Source organism: Sphingomonas kaistensis, assembly GCF_036884275.1.
Classification (GTDB): domain Bacteria; phylum Pseudomonadota; class Alphaproteobacteria; order Sphingomonadales; family Sphingomonadaceae; genus Sphingomicrobium; species Sphingomicrobium kaistense_A.
Window position 1 is genome coordinate 1,982,367 of sequence record NZ_CP145607.1, and the last position, 22,096, is coordinate 2,004,462.

22 protein-coding genes are annotated in these 22,096 nt (G+C 66.0%); 11 read left to right on the forward strand and 11 right to left on the reverse strand.

Annotated features, from left to right (window positions below; genetic code table 11):
• Positions 1-6 precede the first annotated feature (6 nt).
• On the reverse strand, positions 7-2,034 hold the full coding sequence (locus tag V6R86_RS09610; protein ID WP_338504111.1) for an elongation factor G: 2,028 nt from the start codon (positions 2,032-2,034) through the stop codon (positions 7-9).
• Positions 2,035-2,212: 178 nt separating this feature from the next.
• Between V6R86_RS09610 and V6R86_RS09615 the strand changes: the two genes are divergently transcribed.
• Positions 2,213-3,457, forward strand: a complete 1,245-nt coding sequence (locus V6R86_RS09615; RefSeq protein ID WP_338504113.1) for a YihY/virulence factor BrkB family protein — start codon at positions 2,213-2,215, stop codon at positions 3,455-3,457.
• Positions 3,458-3,467: 10 nt separating this feature from the next.
• On the opposite strand, the gene V6R86_RS09620 is transcribed toward V6R86_RS09615, so the two are convergent.
• The 3 genes from V6R86_RS09620 to V6R86_RS09630 all read right to left on the reverse strand — a co-directional run bounded on the left by V6R86_RS09620 (position 3,468) and on the right by V6R86_RS09630 (position 6,244).
• A complete protein-coding gene (locus tag V6R86_RS09620) occupies positions 3,468-4,283 on the reverse strand; it encodes an alpha/beta hydrolase (RefSeq protein ID WP_338504115.1) in 816 nt (271 codons plus the stop codon).
• Positions 4,284-4,319: 36 nt separating this feature from the next.
• A complete protein-coding gene (rpoH, locus tag V6R86_RS09625) occupies positions 4,320-5,225 on the reverse strand; it encodes an RNA polymerase sigma factor RpoH (RefSeq protein ID WP_338504117.1) in 906 nt (301 codons plus the stop codon).
• Between the two features lie 62 nt (positions 5,226-5,287).
• The gene (locus V6R86_RS09630; protein WP_338504119.1) at positions 5,288-6,244 is read right to left on the reverse strand and encodes an RluA family pseudouridine synthase; all 957 of its coding nucleotides are present in this window, start codon (positions 6,242-6,244) and stop codon (positions 5,288-5,290) included.
• A 92-nt stretch (positions 6,245-6,336) separates the two neighbouring features.
• On the opposite strand from V6R86_RS09630, the gene V6R86_RS09635 reads away from it, so the two are divergent.
• Positions 6,337-6,963 carry a histidine phosphotransferase family protein gene (locus V6R86_RS09635; RefSeq protein WP_338504121.1) on the forward strand — a complete coding sequence of 209 codons (627 nt, stop codon included), beginning with the start codon at positions 6,337-6,339 and terminating at the stop codon, positions 6,961-6,963.
• Between the two features lie 4 nt (positions 6,964-6,967).
• Here the strand turns inward: V6R86_RS09635 and V6R86_RS09640 are convergent, their stop codons facing one another.
• Positions 6,968-7,954, reverse strand: coding sequence for an NAD(P)/FAD-dependent oxidoreductase (locus tag V6R86_RS09640; RefSeq protein WP_338504124.1), 987 nt, complete (start codon positions 7,952-7,954; stop codon positions 6,968-6,970).
• 58 nt (positions 7,955-8,012) lie between these two features.
• On the opposite strand from V6R86_RS09640, the gene V6R86_RS09645 reads away from it, so the two are divergent.
• Genes V6R86_RS09645 through rplS form a run of 3 tightly spaced genes read left to right on the forward strand, consistent with a single transcriptional unit; the run spans position 8,013 to position 9,429 of the window.
• Positions 8,013-8,303 (forward strand): hypothetical protein, encoded by a 291-nt coding sequence (locus tag V6R86_RS09645; RefSeq protein WP_338504127.1) that lies wholly within the window; start codon positions 8,013-8,015, stop codon positions 8,301-8,303.
• A complete protein-coding gene (gene trmD / locus V6R86_RS09650; protein WP_338504130.1) occupies positions 8,300-9,037 on the forward strand; it encodes a tRNA (guanosine(37)-N1)-methyltransferase TrmD in 738 nt (245 codons plus the stop codon). The genes V6R86_RS09645 and trmD overlap by 4 nt, the downstream gene beginning before the upstream one ends.
• The gene (gene rplS, locus V6R86_RS09655; protein ID WP_338504132.1) at positions 9,034-9,429 is read left to right on the forward strand and encodes a 50S ribosomal protein L19; all 396 of its coding nucleotides are present in this window, start codon (positions 9,034-9,036) and stop codon (positions 9,427-9,429) included. The genes trmD and rplS overlap by 4 nt, the downstream gene beginning before the upstream one ends.
• A 60-nt stretch (positions 9,430-9,489) precedes the next feature.
• On the opposite strand, the gene V6R86_RS09660 is transcribed toward rplS, so the two are convergent.
• Positions 9,490-11,766, reverse strand: coding sequence for a M20/M25/M40 family metallo-hydrolase (locus tag V6R86_RS09660; RefSeq protein ID WP_338504134.1), 2,277 nt, complete (start codon positions 11,764-11,766; stop codon positions 9,490-9,492).
• Between the two features lie 65 nt (positions 11,767-11,831).
• Here V6R86_RS09660 and V6R86_RS09665 point away from each other — a divergent pair, with 65 nt between their 5' ends.
• The 3 genes from V6R86_RS09665 (at position 11,832) to V6R86_RS09675 (ending at position 15,712) form a co-directional block, all read left to right on the forward strand.
• A complete protein-coding gene (locus tag V6R86_RS09665; RefSeq protein WP_338504136.1) occupies positions 11,832-14,066 on the forward strand; it encodes a S9 family peptidase in 2,235 nt (744 codons plus the stop codon).
• A 60-nt stretch (positions 14,067-14,126) separates the two neighbouring features.
• Positions 14,127-15,152 (forward strand): aspartate-semialdehyde dehydrogenase, encoded by a 1,026-nt coding sequence (locus V6R86_RS09670; RefSeq protein WP_338504138.1) that lies wholly within the window; start codon positions 14,127-14,129, stop codon positions 15,150-15,152.
• A 110-nt stretch (positions 15,153-15,262) separates the two neighbouring features.
• A complete protein-coding gene (locus tag V6R86_RS09675; RefSeq protein ID WP_338504141.1) occupies positions 15,263-15,712 on the forward strand; it encodes a GFA family protein in 450 nt (149 codons plus the stop codon).
• Between the two features lie 70 nt (positions 15,713-15,782).
• Here V6R86_RS09675 and rpsI read toward each other — a convergent pair whose 3' ends face one another.
• The 4 genes from rpsI to V6R86_RS09695 form a co-directional block, all read right to left on the reverse strand.
• Positions 15,783-16,367, reverse strand: a complete 585-nt coding sequence (gene rpsI, locus V6R86_RS09680; RefSeq protein WP_338504144.1) for a 30S ribosomal protein S9 — start codon at positions 16,365-16,367, stop codon at positions 15,783-15,785.
• Position 16,368: 1 nt separating this feature from the next.
• Positions 16,369-16,848 carry a 50S ribosomal protein L13 gene (rplM, locus tag V6R86_RS09685; RefSeq protein WP_338504146.1) on the reverse strand — a complete coding sequence of 160 codons (480 nt, stop codon included), beginning with the start codon at positions 16,846-16,848 and terminating at the stop codon, positions 16,369-16,371.
• Positions 16,849-16,969: 121 nt separating this feature from the next.
• A complete protein-coding gene (gene cutA, locus V6R86_RS09690; RefSeq protein WP_338504149.1) occupies positions 16,970-17,305 on the reverse strand; it encodes a divalent-cation tolerance protein CutA in 336 nt (111 codons plus the stop codon).
• On the reverse strand, positions 17,302-18,360 hold the full coding sequence (locus tag V6R86_RS09695; RefSeq protein WP_338504151.1) for a COX15/CtaA family protein: 1,059 nt from the start codon (positions 18,358-18,360) through the stop codon (positions 17,302-17,304). Before V6R86_RS09695 ends, cutA begins: the two co-directional genes overlap by 4 nt.
• Positions 18,361-18,490: 130 nt before the next feature.
• On the opposite strand from V6R86_RS09695, the gene V6R86_RS09700 reads away from it, so the two are divergent.
• Positions 18,491-18,880: a MerC domain-containing protein gene (locus V6R86_RS09700; RefSeq protein ID WP_338504152.1), complete on the forward strand. Its 390-nt coding sequence runs from the start codon at positions 18,491-18,493 to the stop codon at positions 18,878-18,880.
• Here V6R86_RS09700 and V6R86_RS09705 read toward each other — a convergent pair.
• A complete protein-coding gene (locus V6R86_RS09705) occupies positions 18,877-19,569 on the reverse strand; it encodes a TMEM175 family protein (RefSeq protein ID WP_338504153.1) in 693 nt (230 codons plus the stop codon). The two genes, V6R86_RS09700 and V6R86_RS09705, sit on opposite strands and share 4 nt — an antisense overlap.
• Positions 19,570-19,640: 71 nt before the next feature.
• Here V6R86_RS09705 and V6R86_RS09710 point away from each other — a divergent pair, with 71 nt between their 5' ends.
• Together V6R86_RS09710 and dxs are read left to right on the forward strand one after the other, a co-directional pair.
• Complete coding sequence (locus V6R86_RS09710; RefSeq protein ID WP_338504155.1) at positions 19,641-20,105, forward strand: Fur family transcriptional regulator; 465 nt, start codon at positions 19,641-19,643, stop codon at positions 20,103-20,105.
• A 58-nt stretch (positions 20,106-20,163) separates the two neighbouring features.
• Positions 20,164-22,092 carry a 1-deoxy-D-xylulose-5-phosphate synthase gene (gene dxs, locus V6R86_RS09715; protein ID WP_338504157.1) on the forward strand — a complete coding sequence of 643 codons (1,929 nt, stop codon included), beginning with the start codon at positions 20,164-20,166 and terminating at the stop codon, positions 22,090-22,092.
• Positions 22,093-22,096: the final 4 nt, after the last annotated feature.

Sequence of the window (22,096 nt, forward strand, 5' to 3'; positions counted from 1 at the left end):
GGGCGATCAGGCGTGCTGCAATTCGCCGCTCCTCACCACCTTGTCGGCCAGCGCCCCGTTGAGCTCGGCCAGATGATCGAAGCTCGCCTCATAGGTGGCGAGGCCCTGGCTCAAGCTGCGAAGCTCGCCTTCGAGCCCGTGGAGCTCGGCCTCGGGCACCAGTGCCTCGACCCGGTCCCAGCTGGTCCAGCCCTCGCGCGGCCATATCCCGAGCAAGTGCCCGCGGCGGGCGGCCAGCGCGCTGTTGACCTTGCTGCTGGCGGTTGAGGGAGTGACGACTGCCACCTTGTGCACCGGCTCGAGAAGATGCGGCTGCGCGGCGGCGAGCGCTTCCTGCATCGCGATCCGGCCTGCGGTGCGGAACGCAAGTTCGCTCGAATCGACGCTGTGATAGCTGCCGTCGGTCAGCGTCACCGCCACATCGACCACCGGAAAGCCGAGCGGCCCTTTGAGGCAGGCATCGCGCACGCCCTGTTCGACCGCCGGGACATAGTGGCGGGGGATGGCGCCACCGTGGATCTGCTCGGCAAAGGCAAAGCCCTCGCCGCGGCCCTGCGGCGCAAGCTCGATCACCACGTCGCCGAACTGGCCGTGCCCGCCCGACTGCTTCTTGTGCCGCCCGCGCTGGGTCACCGCGCGACGGATCGATTCGCGGTAGCGGACCTTGGGCTGGCGCTGGGTGACCTCGACCCCGTGCCGGCGCTTCAGCCGGGCGAGGACGACGCCCAGTTGCTCCTCGTTGACCCCGGACAGGATGAGGGCGTGATCCCCCTCGTCATGCTCGATCTGAAGGGTCGGGTCTTCCTCGGCGAGCTTGTGCAGCGCGCCCGACAATTTGACGTCGTCCTTGCGGTCGGCGGGCTCGATCGCGATCCGGCAGTTGCGCGAGGGCAGCGGTACGTCGAGCGGCGGGGGGAGCGAGCCACTGGCCGCCCATTCACCCGCGCCAAGCCCGTCGGCCTTGGCCAGCGCCAGCATCGCCCCTTCGGAAGCTTCCGGCAGACGCTGGTTGCGCTCCCCCTGCAGGCTGAACATCGCGCTGGCCTTGATCGTGCGACCGCCCGCCGCTCGCAGTTCCTGCCCTTCCTTGAGCGAACCGCCGAGCAGTCGCCCGATCACCAGCCGACCGAGCTGATGTGCGTGGCTGATCTTCACCGCGTGAAAGGCGGGGCCATTGACGCCGAGCCGGTCGGCGGTGGTGGGGGGGGCAGGGGCCTCGTGACGCAGCGCCTTCATAAGGCGGCGCACGCCGAAGCTGCTGCAGGCTGAGCCGAACAGTACCGACACGCCGAGGTTCTCGCTCGTCTCGCGGACCAGATCGCTCAGTACGCGGCGGGCGTCGGGGGTTTCGTCCATCAGCAATTGCTCGAGCAGCGCATCGTCATGGTCGGCGAGCTGCTCGAGAAAGCGGGTGCGGGCCTGCGCCTCGACCGCGTCCAGCTCGGCCGGCATGGCGATCGGCTCGGACGCCTGCCCGGGGCGATAATGGAAGGCGCGCTCCAGCGCGATGTCGATGAAGCCCGTGACCTTGTCGCCGCTGGTGATCGGGACCTGCCGCGCGATCAGGGGCGAGACACTCAGCGGCTGAAGGGCCTCGAGCAATTCGCCGATCGACGCACGCGCGCCGTCGATGCGATTGACGAAGATCAGGTGCGGGATTCCAAGCTCGTCGAGCAGCCGAAGCATCGGTGCGGCGAGCGGCGCGCGAGCGGGATCGGGGTCGACCACCACCACCGCAAGATCGGCCAGCGCCAGCGCGCGGGCGCCGTCGGCCTGGAAACCGGTGCCGCCCGGCACGTCGATCAGGGCGAAACGCTCGCCCAGCCAGTCGAAGCCCATGAGATTGAGTTCGGTCGATCCGCCGCGATTCCGGGCCTCGGGGCTCCAGTCGCCGACGCTGGTCCTGGCGGCAGTGTCGCCTTGCCGGTCGATGGTGCCGCTGGCGAACAGCATCGCCTCGGCAAGGCAGGTCTTACCCGCACCCGCCGGACCGACCAGCGCAATGGCTCTCGTGCCGTTAATTGCCTCGTGCATGGGTGTAGCTCTCCTCTCGTGCCGGTCGGGGCGCGTCGAGTCGCTGCGGGCGCCTCTTTGCGCCGGGGGGGGGGAAGGGTCTGCCTCTTGGTATCGATTGGCAAGAGGAACGGTCGCGGCGGACCATCGGTTGGGCGCGTGTTCCCGGTTCCACGCTCACCTGAAAGCTGCCTTCTTTATGGCCACTGCCGCCGCCCCTTCCGACAAGGGCCGCTTCGCCACCAAACCGACCGAAATCCCGCGGCCCGGCTGGATCGAGATCGCCAAGCGCACGTGGACAGAAGTCGGCAAGGACAATGTCGGAATCGTCGCGGCGGGGGTCGCCTTTTACTTCTTTCTCGCGCTGATCCCTCTACTTGGCGCCACCGTGCTGACCTACGGCCTGTTCGCTTCCCCCGAGATGGTGGTGCGGCAAGCGCAAGGGCTGACGTCGTTCCTGCCGGGCGAAGCGGCCAAGCTGATCGGTGAGCAGCTGCTGAACGTGGTCGAAACGAACGACGGCAAGAAGGGGCTCGGCTTGGCTGCGGCGATCCTTCTCGCCTTCTGGGGCGCGCGCAACGCGGCGGGGGCGATCGTGACCGCGCTCAATATTGCCTACGAAGAATCGGAAAAGCGCGGCATCGTCAAATCGACCTTGCTGGCGCTGGCGATGACCCTCGGCGCCGTGCTGATGGCGGGCGTGGTTGGCGCGTCCATCGCCATCCTTGCGGCGATCGAGCGACTGCTTCCCGACGCCGGGGTCGTGGGGCGGGTGCTATTCTCGATGCTCACGTACCTTCTTCTGGCAGGCTTTGCGGCGGCGGCAGCGGCGACACTCTATCGCTATGGCCCGAGCCGGGAGCGGGCGCGCTGGACGTGGCTGACCCCGGGATCGCTGTTCTTCGCGATCGTCTGGTTGCTGCTGACCCTGGGCTTCGGCTTCTACGTCCGCAATTTCGCCAGCTACGGCGCGACCTACGGAGCACTGTCGAGCGTGATCGTGCTGCTGACCTGGCTATACCTGTCGAGCTACGTCCTCATCTTCGGCGCCGAACTCAACAGCGAGGTCGAGCACCAGACTGCGCGCGACACCACCGCCAAGGGCAGCGACAAGCCGATGGGCACCCGCGGGGCGTGGAGCGCGGACCATGTCGCGGCGGGCACGGACGAGACCGAAGGCGACAGCGCGGCCCTTTCCGACCGCCCAGCCGTCCGGCCGTCCCCCCAGTCGCCCGCCACCGAAGCGTCCGACGAAGGCCGCCCGTATCTCACCAGCCGCATCGTCTCACGCACCGGGCAACTGGCCGGCGCGCGCAAAATCTCGATGCTGAGCTCCGGATTGGCAACTTTAGGCCTCGGCTTCCTCAAGAAACGCGGCAGCGAGAAAACGGGCGCGGCGCTTCTCGTCACTGCGGCCGGTCTGGCGCTTTTAAGGCGGCGCTGACGCGTAGGGATCAGTGCGCTGGGGCGGGGGCCTTTTCCGGCACCGGCGGCAGCATCCAGTTCAGCGCGATGCGATAAGCCCGGCCAAGATCGGCCGCATGGGTTCCCCCCTCGATATCGAAGCGCTTCACGGCCCAGCCCGGGGTTATCGCCGACTGCCGGTTTACCCAGTCGATCGCTCCGCTGCGGCCTTGCGGATTATTGGCCGTGCCGCTCACGACCGCAAGCATGCCGCTTGACCCCGAATTCCTCGCAGGGGGCCGAGCGAACCGATCGGCGTGGAAACGGAACGACGGATTGCTCGCGATCCGACCCCAGAACAGTCCGGGACGGCTAAGAGCATTCCACAGGACGAAGCTCCCGCCAAAGGATTGCCCGACCAGCACGCGCCGGCCGGGATCGGCTCGAACGCGTTTTTCTGTCTGGGGAAGCAATTGGTCGACCAGGAACTGCTCGAACGCCGGCGCGCCCTCGCCGAAATCGCGATCCCGCTTGTTGACCGGGCCGAACCCGCCATAGGCGATTCCGACCAGAATGGCTTCGGGCGTGCGGTCGTCGATGGTCATGAAGAGGTGCTGCGGCGCCAGCATCGGAAACGCGCTATCGCCGTCCAGCAGGTAGACGACTGGATAACGTTTGTCGGCCTGCTCCGTATAGTCGAGCGGCAGCCTGATGTAGATGTGATAGGTGGAGCCGGTTGATCGGCTCGTCAGTGCAAAATAATCACCGCGAAGCGCCGGCAGATGGTCGATCGGCGCCGCCGATGCCGGGCCGGAAGCGCCGACGACCGACATAAGCGACGCGAGGGGGAAGAGAGCGGCCCGCATTCCCGCAACCTAGCGGAAGCGGGCCGCTGCTCAAGCCTACGCCGCCGGCAGCAGCCGCTGCTCGGTCGCGCTTTTCATCAGCGCGGCCTGCAGCTTTTCGAACGCGCGCACCTCGATCTGACGGATCCGTTCGCGGCTGACGCCATAGACCTGCGAGAGCTCCTCCAGCGTCTTGGGATCGTCGGCCAGGCGCCGCTCGGTCAGAATGTACTTCTCACGGTCGTTGAGCGAACCCATCGCCGCCGTCAGAAGCGCATGGCGCACCTGCTTTTCTTCTTCCTCGGCGACCAGCTCGTCCTGCAGCGGGCCATTGTCGACGAGGAAGTCCTGCCACTGGCTTTCGGCACCCTCGTCGCCCTTCAGGGGCGCATTGAGGCTGGTGTCGCCGCCCATGCCCATGCGGCGGTTCATCGAGATGACCTCGTCCTCGGTGACGCCAAGATCGGTCGCGATCTTGGTCACGTCGGCGGGCTTCAAATCGCCTTCCTCGAACGCGTCGATCTGGTTCTTCATCCGGCGCAGATTGAAGAACAACTTCTTCTGCGCGGCGGTGGTGCCCATCTTCACCAAGGACCACGAACGCAGGATGAATTCCTGGATGCTCGCGCGGATCCACCACATGGCATAGGTCGCCAGGCGGAAACCCCGGTCGGGCTCGAACTTCTTGACGCCCTGCATCAGGCCGATGTTGCCTTCGCTGATCAGCTCGCTGACTGGGAGGCCATAGCCGCGATAGCCCATGGCGATCTTGGCCACGAGTCGCAGGTGGCTGTTGACCAACTTCGCCGCCGCATCGGTGTCGTTATGCTCGCGCCAGCGCTTGGCGAGCATATATTCTTCTTCCGGTGCAAGGATCGGAAACTTCTTGATCTCAGACAGATAGCGGTTGAGTCCGACTTCGCCGGCGCCTGCTGGGATCGAAACTGCCTTTGCCTGTGCCATTGTGTTCTTTCACGTCCTTGCTTGCCAAAGCGGCTTTCCCCACCACCCTGACACCTGAAATCCTATACCCCAAGCGCTCTGAACAGTTCCTGCATATCCTGCGGAACGGCGCGTTCGAACGACAGACGGTCTTTGGTCACCGGGTGAACGAAGCCGAGTTTCTGTGCGTGCAACGCCTGACGCCGGAAGTTGAGCCGGTTCAATAATTCACGCAGCTTCTGCGCCGGCGCGCGGCCATAGACCGGGTCGCCGAGCAGGGGATGCCCGATGCTCGCCATATGCACCCGCACCTGATGCGTCCGTCCGGTCTCGAGCCGGCATTCGATCCTGGCGGCGGCATTGGTCACTCCCAATACCTTATAGTGGGTCACCGCCCGCTTGCCGCGATCCGCTTCGACGATCGCCATTTTCTTGCGGTCGTGGGTGGAGCGGGCGAGGGCGGCATCGACGCTGCCTTCCATCTTGGCCGGACGCCCGCCGACCGCCGCCAGATAGCGCCGTTCGATGGTGTGCGCCTGAAATTGCTTCGCCAGCCCCTCGTGCGCGACATCGGTCTTGGCGACCACCAGCAGGCCGCTCGTGTCCTTGTCGATCCGGTGAACGATCCCCGGCCGCGCCACTCCGCCGATGCCGCTGAGGCGGCCGGCGCAATGGTGGAGAAGGGCGTTGACCAAGGTCCCGTCGAGATTGCCGGCGGCGGGATGGACCACCAGCCCGGCGGGCTTGTCGACCACCAGCAGATGCTCGTCCTCGTGGACGATCACCAGCGGGATGTCCTGCGCCGCGGCGCTCGCCTGTTCGGGCTGCGGCACGGTCAGGCGAAATTGTTCGGACCCATCGACTTTGAGCGCAGGATCGCGAACCAGCTTGCCCGCGTGATCGAGCGCGCCTGCCTTGACCAGGCTCTTCAACCGCTCGCGGCTCATCGTCGGCAGCGCATCGGCCAGCGCGCGGTCGAGCCGCCAGCCTGCGTGCCCGGCGCCCAGCGCCACATCGATGATGTCGGACCCCCCGGTCATTAGACAGGATAAATTAGGAACCGCCCTGCTACTTTCAAGGTCGCCACGCATTGGGTTGAACAAATGACCATCATCAGCCACGACTCGCGCCCATGAATGCGATCGAACTCGCCAGTCTGCTTTGCTCCCGCCTGTGCCACGACCTCCTGAGTCCGGTCGGGGCGCTCAACAACGGCCTCGAGCTAATGGCCGACGAGCAGGATCCGGAGATGCGCGAGCGTTGTCTCGAGCTGCTCGCCGAAAGCGCCAAGGCCAGCGCGGCCAAGCTTAAATTCTTCCGCCTGGCGTTCGGCGCCGCGGGCGGTTTCGGCGAGGAGATCGACACCCGTGAAGCGCGCACCGCGCTCGAAGGGCTGTTCGGGGCCGACAAGAAGATCGAGCTCGGCTGGATGGTCACCGCCGACAAATTGCCCAAGGAAGCGGTCAAGGTGCTGCTCAACCTTGCGCTGGTTGCCGGCGATGCGCTGGTTCGCGGCGGTCGCCTCGACATCGGGGCGGAACGGGCGGCGAACGGGACCGAGATCGTGATCCGCGCCGAAGGGCCGCGCTTGCTGCTCGACCCCAATCTGCGCGCCACCCTCGAACGCGGCGCCGCCGGGACCGTCGAACCCCGCGCCGCCGGCGCCTGGCTCGCCCATGCCCTAATCACCGAATCCAAGGGCAAGCTCCAGATCTCGCCGCCCGACAGTCCGGTGCTGATGATCGGGGCGGCGTTCTAGGGGCTCAGGCCTCGCCTTCCTCGACCCGCTCGCGATCGCTGTCATTCTCTGCCGGGACGACCGGCTGCCGGAACAGCGGGCGCTTGGCGGCAAGGTCGTTGCGGATGGTAGTCGCCGCCTGTCCGCCTTCACCCATCGCGTGGCTGATCTGGTCGAGCCCGTGGACCACGTCGCCGGCGGCATATAGTCCCTCGACGCTTGTCCGCATCTTGTCGTCGCAGACGAGGCAGCAATCCTCCTCATTGATCTCGGCCCCGACCATCGCCGCCAGCGCGGTGTGCGTGTCGGAGCCGAGCGCCGGATAGATGCTGTCGAAGCTCAATAGCCCCTCGGCAGTGTCGACCGTGATGCACTCCTCGATGCAGCCGATCGCCTCGGCCGGACCATCGACCAGGGTGACGCCCGCCTGCTCGAGCTTGTCGCGGTCGTCGGCGCTGATCTCGAGTTTCTTGTCGGGCGCGATCAGCGTCACGTCGGCGGTGTAGGAGCGCAGGAAAATCGCCTCGCCGACCCCGCCCTTGCCCGATCCGATGATCCCGACGCGCTTGTCGGTGACCTCATAGCCGTCGCAGATCGGGCAATAACGGATCAGCCCGCGTGCCATCGCATCGTCGTGAAGCTCGGGGTCCATCGGCGGCTTGCGGTTGGTAAGCCCGGTCGCGAGCAACACGGCCCGCGCCCGCTGGGGTCCGGCGCCGCAATCGGCGGTGAACAGCCCATCCTCGTCCTTGTCGAGCCGGTGCACGCGCCCGGTCTCGATCTTGGTGCCGTACTTCTGCGCCTGGGTGCGCATCAGTTCAAGCAATTCCTTGCCGTTGATCCCGTCGGGATAGCCGGCATGATTGTGCGAGCAGGGGATCCAGCTCGCCCGGCTTTTGCCTTCGTCGACCACCACGATGTCGAGGTGGAAGCGGGCGAGATAGATGGCGGCGGTCAGCCCGGCGGGGCCGCCGCCGATGATCAGGACGTCGTGAGGTTCTTGGAATGCCATAAGCGCCGCAATGAGCGGCATGCCTTGGCGGTTCCCGCCGCCCTGCTAAAGCGAAAAGATGCCCTTACTCTTCGCAGTGCTCACTTTGATTTTTGTAACAGAAATCCTTCTGTTCTCACTTGGTCTAAGTGCGCTGGCGAAGTCATTACCGATCTCTTTGCTTTATAAGCGGCTTGGCGTTTCTGTGATGGCGACGATAGGCGGGTGGGCAGCACCGATTGAGCACATCCTTGGCGCAACTCTGATCGAAGGTCCCTTTGCGCCTTGGGGTTGGACCTCTGCCTTCATCGCATGGGCGCTGATAGCGCTTCCAAGCACAGGCATCTTCCTGAAGAGCTCGCACGCATGACCTTCCGCGCCTCCGTCCTCACCCTCTACCCCGACATGTTTCCCGGCCCCCTCGGGACCAGCCTTGCCGGCCGCGCGCTGGAGGGTGGCAAGTGGAGCCTCGACGCAACCAACATCCGCGACTTCGCGATCGACAAACATCGCACCGTCGACGACACGCCGGCCGGCGGCGGGGCAGGGATGGTGCTGCGCTGCGACGTGCTTGCCGCGGCGATCGACAGTGTGGCCGACGGTCGCCCGATACTCGCCATGAGCCCCCGCGGAGCCCCGCTCACGCAGGGGAAAGTCCGCGATCTCGTGGCGGGAGCGGGCGCGATCATCCTGTGCGGCCGCTTCGAAGGCTTCGACGAACGCATCTTCGACGCCCGCCCGGTCGAACCCGTCTCGATCGGCGACTACATCCTGTCAGGCGGCGAACTCGGCGCGATGGTGCTGCTCGATGCTTGCGTTCGGCTGCTTCCCGGCGTAATGGGCGCCCCCGACAGCGGTGTGGACGAGAGCTTCGAAACGGGGCTGCTCGAACATCCGCATTATACCCGACCGCAAGAGTGGGAAGGGCGCACGATCCCCGAAGTGCTGCGATCGGGGGATCATGCGAAGATTGCCAGGTGGCGTAAAGCCCGGGCAATCGAGGATACACGGCTACGGCGGCCGGACCTGTACGAGCGCCATGGGGGTGTCTCGCAGGCGTCGCCCTCTGGTGCGCGGCAACGAGACGAAGGTAGAAGTAAGTGAACCTGATTCAGACCCTCGAGCGTGAGCAGATCGACGAGCTCACCGCCAAGCGCGCCATCCCCGAATTCCGTCCGGGCGACACGCTCCGCGTCGGCGTCCGCGTCGTCGAAGGCGAGCGCACCCGCGTCCAGAATTACGAGGGCGTCTGCATCGCCCGCTCGAACAAGGGCATCGGCTCCAACTTCACCGTGCGCAAGATCAGCTTCGGCGAAGGTGTCGAGCGCGTGTTCCCGCTCTACTCGCCGTCGATCGAAGAGATCGCCGTCGTCCGTCGCGGTGTCGTTCGCCGCGCCAAGCTGTATTACCTGCGTGGCCGCACCGGTAAGTCGGCCCGTATCGCCGAGCGCCGCGATCCGCGCCCGGCCAAGAACACCGCCACCGCCGCCGAATAAGGCTGCTGACGCGAGAAACAGGGGCTCGGTCGCAAGACCGGGCCCTTTTCTTGTGTGCCGTCAGATCCGGATGCGCTCGATGGTGATGGTAGCATCGGGCGAATATTGCGGCCGGGCATTGGCGGGCCGCGCGGCCACCAGCGGCGCGGCGGCGGCGGGAAGCGCCCAGCGGGTGCCCGTGACCTGCAACTTCACCGGCTGCGGCCCGACAAGCAGCTCGACCACCTGCCCATCGCACGAACGCCCGGTGCAACTGAGGCTGTAAGGACCCTTGGCGCGCTTCGCGTCGATCCTCCGGACCTGCCCCGGAACACCGAGCCCAGCGAGCTTTGCGCCTGCGGGGGCGGTGAGAGCGATACTGTCAGCGCCATTGCTCTGAAGCCGCAGCCGCACCCGCCGTCCACCGGGACGCGCTACCGTTTCGACGGCAATCGCCCGCGCCGGGACAAGCCCTTCGACCGGCCGCGCCGGGGACAGCCAGCGCTGGCGCGTGCCGAGCGGCAGCGTGCCGAGCCGCCATTGGCCGAGCTTCTTCCATGCTTCGGGCAACGGCTTGCCGTCGTTCACCACCGACCAGAAGGGCTGATCCGGCCCGGCGCCGACGACATATTGCAGCGTCCATTGCTGCTGCCGGTCGGCGCTGTAGGCCGGGGCGAGCGCTGCCGGCACCCATGCGAGCGCAGCGAACGCCACCGCCACCCCCGCTGCACGCGACCAGCGCAGGCCCGCCAGCAACGGCTTCGCCTCGATCAGCCACGGCATCATGACAAGCCCCCCGAATAGCGCCAGAATCCACAACGGACCGCTGTTGATAAGGTCCTGGATCAAGCCCAGTGCTGCGCCTAGCGTGATCCACAGTGCAAGCGCGGCGAAGAGGGCAGCGGCGGTCTCGACCACCGGCCAGCGGCGGCCCGCGACGATACCAATCGCGTAGATCAGGGACGGCACCGCAAAATAGACAATCGCTCCGGGGGCGGCCACGCTGAAGCCGATACCAATGACGATGAACAGCAGCCACCAGGCGCGGCGAAGCTGCAGAACGCTCCATCGCTTGCCCGCCGCGAGCAGCGCGAGCCCGAAGGCGATCACGCCAGCATAGATCGCGAGTTCGGTTGCTGCTGGATAAGCCCGCCAGAATTGCCCTTCACGAAGCATCCCGACAATGCCCAGTCCCGCCCAAGCCGCCGCCAGCGGCAGCAGAAGGACGAGAAGCAAGAAAGGCATGGCGCTGGCGACCCGCAGCTGCTCACGACGCGGTGTCCGCCGGCGGCCGCTGATGAAATCAGCAGCGAGGCCCACCGCTAGGGCGATCGCGAAAAGCCATGGCGAGAAAGCGCTGATCTCGAACAGCCAGCGCGTTCCGACATTCATGAACAGCCGCTCGCCGTCGCGCTTGCGCAGGTCGACGCCATTCTGTCCGGCCACACCGTTCGCCACCTGCAACAACTGGTCGCCCATATGCTGCAACGTTGCCGGGTCCATCGCCGCCAGATCGTCGCCCGGCGAATGATAGCGCGTCTCGTTGCCGATCGGCGCGAAGTTCAACGTCAGCCAGTCGCGATCCTCGAGAAAGGTACTGACATCGGTCGAATTGGGGATCAGCCGGTAGGCGCTCACCGCCAGGCTGTTGCCGACCGGGTTGCGCACCGCTTGCCGGTACAGCGCCACCGCCGATGCATTGGGCTCGGACGTTTCGAACATGTTGACCGGGCCGGTCGTGCCCCGCGCCTCGAGGTTGATGAGGGTATCGACCTCGCCGCTTAGCGGATCGGCATCGAGGAAAGCGCGCGCCCCGATCAGCCCCAGTTCCTCGCCTTCGTTGAACAGGAAGGTCACCGGCCGCACCAGCGGGCGATCCTTCATCAGCGCCAGCACCTCGAGCATCGACGCGACACCCAGTCCGGCATCGCTCGCGCCTGGTCCCACCGTCGAACTATCGTAATGCGAATTGATCAGCAGATGCTTGGCCCGCGACTGCGCGCCGATCGTCACCCGCACATTGCGCACCCGCGCGCAGGACACGCCGCTCGACTTGCTCAAGCTGTTGCAGGCGAAGCGGTCGGTTACCTGCGGCTGAAGGCCAAGACCGACCAATTCGGCGACCAGGCGATCACGGACCCCATCGCTCGCCGCGCTGTCGGCGGGGTGGGGCGCTTGGTCGCCCAGCACGCGTGCCAGCCGCGCCTTGGCCCGCACCGCGTCGAACTCGCCCGCCGCAGTCTCCGTCCGAAGGGTCGGCGGAAGGGTCAGCCAGCGGGTGGACGCCATCCCCAGCAGCAAGCCGGCCACAATCAATCCGAGCAGCAGCAGCCGGCGTATCGAGAGGGTGTCACGCATGGAACGCGAGCTTAACGACCCCGCCGCCTTTGCCAATCGCCGCGACGCCCGATAGGCCATGGCCCATGAATCATCGCTTGTTGCTTGCCGCCGCCGCGCTCGGCCTCCTCGCCTCCACCGCTTGCGCCCAGACCGGCCAGCCGCCACAGCCGCTGACGCTCGAACGCGTATTCGCCGCGCCGTCGCTATCCGGGCCGGTCCCGCGGATGGTCAAGCTGTCGCCCGACGGCCGCCTTGCGACCTTGCTCCGCAACCGCCCAGACGACACCGAGCGCTACGACCTGTGGGCGATCGACCCCGCCACCGGCCAGATGCGGATGCTGGTCGACAGCAAAAAGGTCGGCAGCGGCGCGGCGCTCAGTGAAGCGGGGCGGATGCAGCAGGAGCGGGCCCGCACCGCCAACATCAAGGGCATCGTCAGCTACGACTGGGCGCCCGACGGCAAGAGCCTGCTCGTGCCCCTCGACGGAGACCTCTACCTCGCCGGTCTCGACGGGCAGGTCCGCCGCCTGACCGACAGCAAGGACACCGAACTCGACGGCACGGTCAGCGAAACCGGCCGCTTCGTCTCTTTCGTCGCCGACAACGAACTGCACGTCATCAATCTCGCCGACGGCCGCGCGGCAAAGATCACCGATGGCGGGTCGGACACCGTTAGCTGGGGTCTCGCTGAATTCATCGCGCAGGAAGAAATGAAGCGCACGCGCGGCCACTGGTGGTCGCCCGACGATCGCCGCATCGCCGTCGCCCGGGTCGACGAAAGCGGCGTCGAAGTCGCCACCCGCGCCGCGATCGGCGCCGAGAAGACCACTGTGGTTCAGCAGCGTTATCCGCGTGCGGGCACCGACAATGCCAGGGTCGACCTCTACCTCATGAACCCCGACGGATCGGGCCAGGTGAAGGCCGACCTCGGCACCAATCCCGACGTCTATCTCGCCCGGGTCGACTGGATGAAGGACGGCCGAAGCCTGATCGTCCAGCGTCAGACCCGTGATCAGAAGCGGCTCGACTATCTCCGCATCGATGCCGCCGTCGGCGCCTCGACCCTGTTGTTCTCCGACACTTCGCCGACTTGGATCAACCTCCACGAAGACCTGAAGTCGCTCGGCGACGGGAGCCTGCTCTATTCGTCCGAACGCAGCGGCCACCGCCACCTCTACCGCTGGGCCAACGGCCGCTCGACGCCGCTGACCACGGGAGCGTGGGCGGTTGGCGAACTGGTCGGCCTCGACGAAAAGGCCGGCAAGCTGTTCTTCACCGCCAATCGTGAGCGGACGATCGAATATCAGCTCTACTCGCTGGACTATCGCAAGCGGGGCGCCAAGCCGGTGCAGCTGACCGCCAACGGCACCAACAATGGGGTGACGATGGACAAGAGCGGTAAGCTCGCCGTCATCACCAGCCGCTCGGTGACCCAGCCGGCGCAGGTCTGGCTTGCCGACGCCGCCGGCAAGCGCCTCGCATGGATCGAGGAAAACCGCCTCGCCGACGGCCATCCCTTCGCGCCTTATTACGACCCGCGCATCATGCCGACCTACGGCAAGCTCACCGCCGCCGACGGCAAGACCCAGCTCGACTACAGCCTGATCCTGCCGCCCGGCCTCAAGGAACGCGGCGGCAAGGCACCGGTGCTGATGACCGTCTATGGCGGCCCGACCGCGCAGGACGTCCAGACCGGCTTTGGCGGCGCGCTCAACCAGTATCTCGTCCAGCAGGGCTGGATCCTGTTCCAGGTCGTCAACCGCGGCGAGGAGGGCAGGGGCGTCGCCTTCCAGCAGCCGGCCTATCGCGCGCTTGGCGGAGTCGAGGTCGCCGACCAGCTCGCGGCGCTCAAATGGCTCAAGGCCCAGCCGTTCGTACAGGCCGACAAGGTCGCGGTCAGTGGCTGGTCCTACGGCGGCTACATGGTGCTGAAGCTGCTCCAGGCCGCGCCGGGCGCGTTCGCCGCCGGCATCTCCGGCGCGCCCGTCACGAAGTGGGAGCTTTACGACACCCATTATACCGAACGCTACATGGGCGACCCCCGTACCGACGGCGCCGCTTATGCCAAGGCAAGCGCGCTGACCGACGCGACCAAGATCACCGACCCGTTGATGGTGATCCACGGCCTCAGCGACGACAACGTCCTGTTCCAGAACTCGACCGAGCTGATGGCCAAGCTGCAGGAAGCCAAGGTGCCGTTCGAAACGATGGTCTATCCCGGCAAGACCCATGCCGTCGCGGGGCCGAACATCTCGGTCCACCGCTACGGCACCATGCTCCGTTTCCTCGAACGCCACGGCGTCGCGCCGGGCAATTAGGTTTCGCTTGAGCCCCGCGCTCCCTATATGCGCGGCTCAGGGTTTCCGGAGAATAAGAGCATGGGTTATCGGGTCGCCGTCGTCGGCGCGACGGGCAATGTCGGGCGCGAGATGCTGCAGATCCTGTCGGAGCGGCAGTTTCCGCTCGACGAGGTGGCGGCACTCGCCTCCAGCCGCAGTCAGGGCGACATCGTCGATTTCGGCGACAACGGCGAGGAGCTCAAGGTCCAGAACCTCGAGCATTTTGACTTCACGGGCTGGGATATCGCCTTGTTCGCCGCGGGCTCCGCGGTCAGCAAGCTCCACGCCCCGCGTGCGGCGGCCGCCGGTTGCACGGTGATCGACAACAGCTCGCTCTATCGCATGGACCCGGACGTGCCGCTGATCGTCCCCGAGGTGAACCCCGAGGCGCTCGCCGGCTACAAGGCCCGCAACATCATCGCCAACCCCAATTGCTCCACAGCGCAGATGGTCGTGGCCCTGAAGCCCCTCCACGACGCGGCGGGCATCAAGCGGGTGGTCGTCTCGACCTACCAATCGGTCTCGGGCAGCGGCAAGCAGGGCATGGACGAGCTGTTCAACCAGTCGCGCAACATCTTCGTCGGCGACACGGTCGAGCCCGTTTTCTACCCCAAGCAGATCGCCTTCAACGTCATTCCCCACATCGACGACTTCCTCGACGACGGCTCGACCAAGGAAGAATGGAAGATGGTGGTTGAGACCAAGAAGATCCTCGATCCCAAGATCAAGGTCACCGCGACCTGCGTCCGGGTGCCGGTGTTCGTCGGCCATTCCGAAAGCATCAACATCGAGTTCGAGCGCGAGATCGGCGCTCAGGAAGCGCAGGACATCCTGCGCGAAGCCCCCGGCGTCATGCTGGTCGATAAGCGCGAACCCGGTGGCTACGTCACCCCGGTCGAATGCGTCGGCGACTACGCCACCTTCATCTCCCGCGTCCGTGAGGATCCGACGGTGGAGAACGGCCTCAACCTGTGGTGCGTGTCCGACAACCTCCGCAAGGGCGCCGCGCTGAACGCCGTCCAGATCGCCGAGCTATTGGGCCGCAAGCATCTCCAGAAAGGCTGACGCTCCCCCTGTCATCCCGGGCCTGACCCGGGATCCCGCTTCTATCCTTCTCGTTTGAAAATGAAGCGCGACCCCGGATCAAGTCCGGGGTGACGACAGGAGGGATGGCGATGACCCAAATGACCGGCGGCTGCCTGTGCGGCGCCAAACGCTTCACCGCCGACATGCCGGACAAGCTGCACGCCTATCTCTGCCATTGCCGCATGTGCCAAAAGGCCAGCGGCAACGTCAGCCTGGCGCTGGTCAACGTCCGCCATGCCGACGTCAGCTGGAACGAAGAGCCCGACTGGTATCAGAGCTCGCCGATCGCCCGGCGGCCCTTCTGCGCCACCTGCGGCACCAGCCTCGGCTTCCGCTTCATGGAAGGCAGCGAGAACATGGATCTCACCGTCGCTGCCTTCGACGATCCGTCGGTTTTCACGCCCGACAGCCACTTCGGCGCCGAAAGCATTCACCGCGCCTGGCTCAATACCGAAGGCCTGCTCGAGCAGCGCACCGACGACTACGACAAATTGCAGGACATGTGGCGCAAGGCCGGGGCCGAGCCGCCAAAGCTCTAGCAAACGAGCAAAAGAAGAGGCGCCCCGGCCGAACCGGGACGCCTCTTCTGTTTGAGGTCTGAAAAGAAGCTTAGCGCTTCGAGAACTGGAAGCTGCGGCGGGCCTTGGCCTTGCCGTACTTCTTACGCTCGACGACGCGCGGATCGCGGGTCAGGAAGCCGGCGCGCTTGACGGTGGTGCGAAGCACCGGCTCGTAGCGGGTCAGCGCCTGGGCGATGCCGTGCAGCACGGCGCCCGCCTGGCCCGACAGACCGCCGCCCTTGACGGTGGCGATGATGTCATACTGGCCGGCGCGGTCGGTGATCCCGAACGGCTGGTTGATGACGAGGCGCAGCGTCGGACGCGCGAAATAGACTTCCTGGTCGCGGCCGTTGACCACGATCTTGCCCGAGCCCGGCTTCAGCCAGACGCGCGCAACGGCATCCTTGCGGCGGCCGGTCGCATAAGCGCGGCCGAACTTGTCGAGCTGCTGCTCACGCAGCGGAGCGTCCGACACGGCGGGCACGAACGGCGCCGGCTCGTCGCTGGCGGCTTCCGGAGCGGCACCGTTGGCGTCGGCGGCAGCGGTCTCGGCCGGAGCGGCATCCGCTTCCGGAGCCGGGGCGGACTGGCTGGTCAGGGCGCCGAGATCGGCGAGGGACTTCTTGTCGGCCATCTTATGCGCCCACCTTGTTCTTGCGGTTCATCGACGCGACGTCGAGCGTCTGCGGATCCTGGCCGTTATGCGGGTGCTCGGTCCCGTTATAGAGGTGCAGGGCACGCATCTGGTCACGGCCGAGGGGCCCACGCGGAATCATCCGCTCGACGGCCTTTTCCAGCACGCGCTCGGGGAAGCGGCCCTCGAGCACCTTGGCAGCGGTGACTTCCTTCAGGCCGCCGGCATAACCGGTGTGCTTGTAGTAGATCTTCTGCTGCGCCTTGCGGCCGGTGAAGCGCACCTTGTCGGCGTTGATCACGATGACGTGATCGCCGCAATCGACGTGCGGGGTGAAGCTCGGCTTGTGCTTGCCGCGCAGGATGTTGGCGATCAGCGTGGCGACACGGCCAACGACCAGACCTTCAGCATCGATCAGATGCCACTTCTTCTCGACCTCAGCCGGCTTGGCCGACTTGGTGGTCTTCATCAGCGCCTTCATGGCTGAAAACCCTTTTTCAAACAGGAAAACGCCACCCGTCCGGGCAGCGCTTGTGCGGGCCTAATCGCGAGAGAGGGCCGGAAAGTCAAGCAAAACAGCGGGTTTCGAAGCGGGTAAAATGTTACCCAGCCATTTCCTCGCCGTTGTTTTCGACCCATGCTGCATAACTTTCGATCGCCCGCTCGACCGGCCAAACGGTGATCGCCGGGACATCATAGCTGTGGAGGAGGGCAAGCCGCTGGACCAGCCGCGCCGCCCCCTCGGCGGTGGTCTTGAACAAGGCCGGCACCTCGCTCGCCTCCTCGATCTGCCCCTCCCAGCGATAGATCGAGCGGCACGGCCCCAGGATATTGACGCAGGCCGCGAGGCGTTCCTCGACCACCAGCCGCCCGATCCGCCGCGCCTCGGCCTCGTCGGCGAACACGCAATAAACGGTGACGAGGCGCGGCTCGCTCATGCTGCGACCAGCGGCGCTGCGCGGCTGCGGGACAACGCCCCCGCGACCGCCAGCCGGTGCACACCCGCGACGAACGCCGCCACCACCAGCGCCGCCGTCGCCTGATGCGCCACCGCGACGTGCAGGTCGACGCCCGACCACAAGGTCCAGATGCCGAGCAGAATCTGCGTGCCCACCGCCGCATGAAGCGCGATCGAATGCTTGCGGCTCACGCGCTTCAGCCTCCGCGCCAGCATCACCGCAAAAGCCACCACCACGAACGCCCACCAGCGGTGGATGAATTGCACGGTGACCGGATTGTCGACGAAATTGCGGAAGAAGGGCTCGAGCCACGGCGCAGCGGCGGGATACAGGCTGTCGCCCATCAGCGGCCAGGTGTTGAACGCATAGCCCGCGTCCAGCCCCGCGACATAAGCGCCGAACAACAGCTGGATCGCCAGCGCCGCGAACGCCCACAGCCCGAGCGTCGGGATCTTGCGCGGCACCGCGCTGGCCGAGCGCAGATCGAGCGCGGTCCACAACGCGAAGCCGAAGATGAACAGCGCGGTCAGCAGATGCACCGCCAGCCGCACATGGCTGACATCGGTCCGCTCGGTCAGCCCGCTCGCCACCATCCACCAGCCGATCGCCCCCTGCACGCAGACCAGCAGGAAGATGCTCCCCGTCCGCCAGCCATAACCGGACGGGATCGCTTTTTTGAACGCGAACCACGCCAGCGGCAGCAGCGCGGCCAGCCCGATCACCCGGCCAAGTTGACGATGTGCCCATTCCCAGAAGAAGATGTTCTTGAAGTCCGCCAGGCTCATGCCCTTGTTGATCTGCTGATATTCGGGGATGCGCTTGTAGAGTTCGAACTCACGCAGCCACTGCGCTTCGGTCAGCGGGGGAATGGCGCCGGTGATCGGCTTCCACTCGGTAATCGACAGCCCGCTTTCGGTCAGCCGGGTGATCCCGCCGACGACCACCATCACGAAAATAAGGCCGCACAGGCTCAGCAGCCAGTTGGACACGGCTAGCGGTCGGGCCGAGGGCGGGGAGAGGGCAGCAGAGGTCATGGGGCCGGGCATATGAGCCCGCATGGGGGAGGGGGCAAGCGGACGAATTGTCCACCTTAAAGGGTGCAACTTTTTGGGCCGGAGACGTTGTAACCTCCACCATGTTGCACTATAACATCGCCACGCAAAGATGAATGACACGCACGCCTCGAATCCGCTGTGGGACCGGATGGCCATCGGCCTGTCCGGGCTGTGCCTCGTTCACTGCCTCGCGACCACGGTGCTGCTCGCCTTCATGTCGGCGTTCGGCGGGCTCTTGGGCTCGCACTGGATCCACGAGGTTGGACTGACTCTGGCGATGGCGCTCGGCGCCTTTGCGCTTGGCCGCGGGATCCTCGAACATGGCTTCGTGATGCCCAGCGCGGTGGGCGGCATGGGGCTTGGCGTGATGGCCGGCTCGCTGACCCTGCCGCATGACGGCACCGAAGCGGTCGCGACCATGCTCGGCGTGATGATCCTGGCGCTCGGCCACGACCTCAACCGCCGCGGCACCGCGCATCCGTTCGGCCGCCGGGTCTAGCCTTCGCCCTCGATGACCGGCGCCTGCGTCCGGTAACGCGGAGTTTCGGGCACGCGCAGCTTGGCCAGCACCCCGATCCAGCTCATCGTCACGCCAAGCGGCCACCACAGCCACACGACGCCTGCGGCGGTCACGTTCCACGCCGTCATTCGCCGATAGCGCCGGGTCAGCCGCGCCACATAAGCCGGGTCGAGCCGCGTATCGACATGCCCCTGGGCATTGCCGACCGTCCATTTGAGCAGCCAGCTCAGCGACGTCAGCGCCAGGCTCATCGACAGAAACACCGCCGAATCGGGCAGCGCGTCCTCGTGCAACAGGCTTTCGGTGAAAGCGCGGACCGGAAAGGAGATATAGCCGATCATGGTCAGAAACAGCACGGTCGCCAGCAGGAAATAATGGCCCGTGGTGCGATAGATCGCGCCCGAAAAATGATGGTGAACCCAATAAAGTCCGATCACCATGCTCGCGAGCAGGTAATTGAGGTTCTCGGGCCACCCCGCCACCAGCCGGTCGCCGAACCCTGCGCCCGACCCGTTCAGCGCGGGCAGGGCGACATTGAAAATCGGCAGGGTAAAGGCAATCGCGAACACGCCGTCGGCAAACGCTTCCATTCGCGATGTCCCGCGAATCGCGCCCTGGCCTTCCACCTCGTCGCGGTGAACGGGGGCCTGAGGATCGGGAGCGCGCATAGGCAGGCGTAACGAGCCATGCCGGTGCCGGTTCACTTGTGGAAACGGGAGCCACGCGCCTATGTTAGCCCATGGCCAAGCATCATCACCACGATCACGGCGGCGACGACCTGAAGACCGCGGCGCGCGAGCGGCTGACCACCAGCGGCGAACAATGGACCGGCATGCGCGAAGCGGTGTTCGACGCGCTTGCCGGATTCGATCGCCCGGCGAGCGCCTATGACATCGCCGAAGCGGTCAGCAAGGCGCAGGAACGCCGGGTCGCGGCCAACAGCGTCTATCGCATCCTCGACCTGTTCGTCGGCGCCAACCTCGCGCGCCGGGTCGAAAGCGCCAATGCCTATGTCGCGAACAATCACCCCGAATGCCTGCACGACTGCATTTTCCTGATCTGCGACACCTGCGGTCAGGCCAAGCATATCGATGACGACAGCATCTCGAACGGCGTCCGCAAGGCCGCGGAAAAAAGCGGCTTCGCACCGACCCGCCCCGTGATCGAAGTGCGCGGCACCTGCGAGGATTGCGCCGAAGCCTGAACCGGGCTCCAAAGCCCTATTCGACTTCGCGCGCGGGTGGTTGTAGGGCAAGATCCTTATGAATTCGCGCCCTGACACTCCGCTCCTCGACACGATCAACTCGCCCGCCGACATCCGGGCGCTGGACAAGAACCAGCTTCCCCAGCTCTGCGACGAGCTGCGGCAGGAAGTTATCTCGGCCGTCTCGGTCACCGGCGGCCACCTCGGCGCCGGCCTCGGCGTGGTCGAGCTGACGGTCGCCATCCACTATGTGTTCGACACGCCGAGCGACAAATTGGTCTGGGACGTCGGCCACCAATGCTATCCGCACAAGGTCGTCACCGGTCGCCGCGACCGCATCCGCACGCTTCGCATGGGCGGGGGCCTCAGCGGCTTCACCAAGCGCTCCGAAAGCGAATACGACCCATTCGGCGCGGCGCACAGCTCTACCAGCATCTCGGCGGCACTCGGCTTCGCGGTCGCCTCCAAACTCGACAACGCCAACCGCCGCGCGATCGCGGTGATCGGCGATGGCGCCGCCACCGCCGGCATGGCGTTCGAAGCGATGAACAATGCCGAAGCGGGCGGCAACCGCCTGATCGTCATCTTGAACGACAACGACATGTCGATCGCCCCGCCGGTCGGCAACTTACGCAACGCGCTTGCCCGGCTGGTCTCGTCGAACAAATATCTCAGTCCGCGCAAGCTGGCCGCGCGCCTCGCCGGCCACCTGCCCAAGCCGATGCGCAACGCGGCCGAGCGGATCGAGGAATATGCCCGCGGGATGATGACCGGCGGCACCCTGTTTGAGGAACTGGGCTTCTATTACGTCGGCCCGGTCGACGGCCATGACGTCTTGAGCCTGGTCGAGATTCTCGAAAACGTCCGCGACAGCGACCACGGCCCGATGCTGATCCATGCCGTGACCCAGAAGGGCAAGGGCTACGCGCCCGCCGAAAGCAGCGCCGACAAATATCATGGCGTGGTCAAGTTCGACGTCATTACCGGCAAGCAGGACAAGGGCCCCGGCGGCGGCCCGCCCGCTTACACCAAGGTGTTCGCCGATGCCCTGGTCGCCGAAGCCAACAAGGACGACAAGATTGTTGCGATCACCGCCGCCATGCCCGGCGGCACTGGCCTTGACGTGTTCGAACAAGCCCACCCGACCAAGATGTTCGACGTCGGCATTGCCGAGCAGCACGCCGTGACCTTCGCTGCCGGCCTCGCCGCCGAAGGCTTCCGCCCGTTCTGCGCCATCTATTCGACCTTTCTCCAGCGCGCCTACGACCAGGTGGTTCACGACGTCGCGATCCAGAACCTGCCCGTCCGCTTCGCGATGGACCGCGCCGGGCTGGTCGGGGCCGACGGCGCAACCCACGCAGGCTCGTTCGATCTCGCCTACCTTTGCACGCTTCCCAACTTCGTCGTCATGGCCGCGGCGGACGAGGTCGAGCTAACGCACATGGTTCACACCATGGCGAAGCACGACAGCGGCCCCATTGCCGTCCGCTATCCCCGCGGCAACGGCCGCGGACTCGCCATGCCGGCCGAGCCCCAGCAACTCGAGATCGGCAAGGGCCGGGTGGTCCGCGAAGGCAAGACCGTCGCGATCCTCTCCCTCGGCACCCGTCTCGAGGAAGCCGAAAAGGCCGCCGAACAGCTCGAATCGATGGGCCTCAGCACCACCGTCGCCGACATGCGTTTCGCCAAGCCGCTCGACGAAGCGCTGATCCGCAAGCTCCTCACCACCCACGAGGTCGCGGTGACCATCGAGGAAGCGGCCGTCGGCGGCTTCGGCGCCCACGTCCTGACGCTTGCCAGCGACGAAGGCCTGATCGACGCCGGCCTGAAGCTGCGCACCATGCGCCTGCCCGATACCTTCCAGGACCAGGACAATCCGACCAAGCAATATGACGAAGCCCGCCTCAACGCACCGCACATCGTCGACACGGTCCTGAAGGCGCTCCGCCGCAACAGCGTCGGCGTGGAGAATGGAGCGCGGGCCTAGCCCC

What these genes read in the sequence shown, in the direction of transcription:
- V6R86_RS09610 (WP_338504111.1), bottom strand. Translation starts at nt 2,034, where the DNA reads ATGCACGAGGCAATTAACGGCACGAGAGCCATTGCGCTGGTCGGTCCG.
- V6R86_RS09615 (WP_338504113.1), top strand. Translation starts at nt 2,213, where the DNA reads ATGGCCACTGCCGCCGCCCCTTCCGACAAGGGCCGCTTCGCCACCAAA.
- V6R86_RS09620 (WP_338504115.1), bottom strand. Translation starts at nt 4,283, where the DNA reads ATGCGGGCCGCTCTCTTCCCCCTCGCGTCGCTTATGTCGGTCGTCGGC.
- rpoH (WP_338504117.1), bottom strand. Translation starts at nt 5,225, where the DNA reads ATGGCACAGGCAAAGGCAGTTTCGATCCCAGCAGGCGCCGGCGAAGTC.
- V6R86_RS09630 (WP_338504119.1), bottom strand. Translation starts at nt 6,244, where the DNA reads ATGACCGGGGGGTCCGACATCATCGATGTGGCGCTGGGCGCCGGGCAC.
- V6R86_RS09635 (WP_338504121.1), top strand. Translation starts at nt 6,337, where the DNA reads ATGAATGCGATCGAACTCGCCAGTCTGCTTTGCTCCCGCCTGTGCCAC.
- V6R86_RS09640 (WP_338504124.1), bottom strand. Translation starts at nt 7,954, where the DNA reads ATGGCATTCCAAGAACCTCACGACGTCCTGATCATCGGCGGCGGCCCC.
- V6R86_RS09645 (WP_338504127.1), top strand. Translation starts at nt 8,013, where the DNA reads ATGCCCTTACTCTTCGCAGTGCTCACTTTGATTTTTGTAACAGAAATC.
- trmD (WP_338504130.1), top strand. Translation starts at nt 8,300, where the DNA reads ATGACCTTCCGCGCCTCCGTCCTCACCCTCTACCCCGACATGTTTCCC.
- V6R86_RS09660 (WP_338504134.1), bottom strand. Translation starts at nt 11,766, where the DNA reads ATGCGTGACACCCTCTCGATACGCCGGCTGCTGCTGCTCGGATTGATT.
- V6R86_RS09665 (WP_338504136.1), top strand. Translation starts at nt 11,832, where the DNA reads ATGAATCATCGCTTGTTGCTTGCCGCCGCCGCGCTCGGCCTCCTCGCC.
- V6R86_RS09670 (WP_338504138.1), top strand. Translation starts at nt 14,127, where the DNA reads ATGGGTTATCGGGTCGCCGTCGTCGGCGCGACGGGCAATGTCGGGCGC.
- V6R86_RS09675 (WP_338504141.1), top strand. Translation starts at nt 15,263, where the DNA reads ATGACCCAAATGACCGGCGGCTGCCTGTGCGGCGCCAAACGCTTCACC.
- rpsI (WP_338504144.1), bottom strand. Translation starts at nt 16,367, where the DNA reads ATGGCCGACAAGAAGTCCCTCGCCGATCTCGGCGCCCTGACCAGCCAG.
- rplM (WP_338504146.1), bottom strand. Translation starts at nt 16,848, where the DNA reads ATGAAGGCGCTGATGAAGACCACCAAGTCGGCCAAGCCGGCTGAGGTC.
- cutA (WP_338504149.1), bottom strand. Translation starts at nt 17,305, where the DNA reads ATGAGCGAGCCGCGCCTCGTCACCGTTTATTGCGTGTTCGCCGACGAG.
- V6R86_RS09695 (WP_338504151.1), bottom strand. Translation starts at nt 18,360, where the DNA reads ATGACCTCTGCTGCCCTCTCCCCGCCCTCGGCCCGACCGCTAGCCGTG.
- V6R86_RS09700 (WP_338504152.1), top strand. Translation starts at nt 18,491, where the DNA reads ATGAATGACACGCACGCCTCGAATCCGCTGTGGGACCGGATGGCCATC.
- V6R86_RS09705 (WP_338504153.1), bottom strand. Translation starts at nt 19,569, where the DNA reads ATGCGCGCTCCCGATCCTCAGGCCCCCGTTCACCGCGACGAGGTGGAA.
- V6R86_RS09710 (WP_338504155.1), top strand. Translation starts at nt 19,641, where the DNA reads ATGGCCAAGCATCATCACCACGATCACGGCGGCGACGACCTGAAGACC.
- dxs (WP_338504157.1), top strand. Translation starts at nt 20,164, where the DNA reads ATGAATTCGCGCCCTGACACTCCGCTCCTCGACACGATCAACTCGCCC.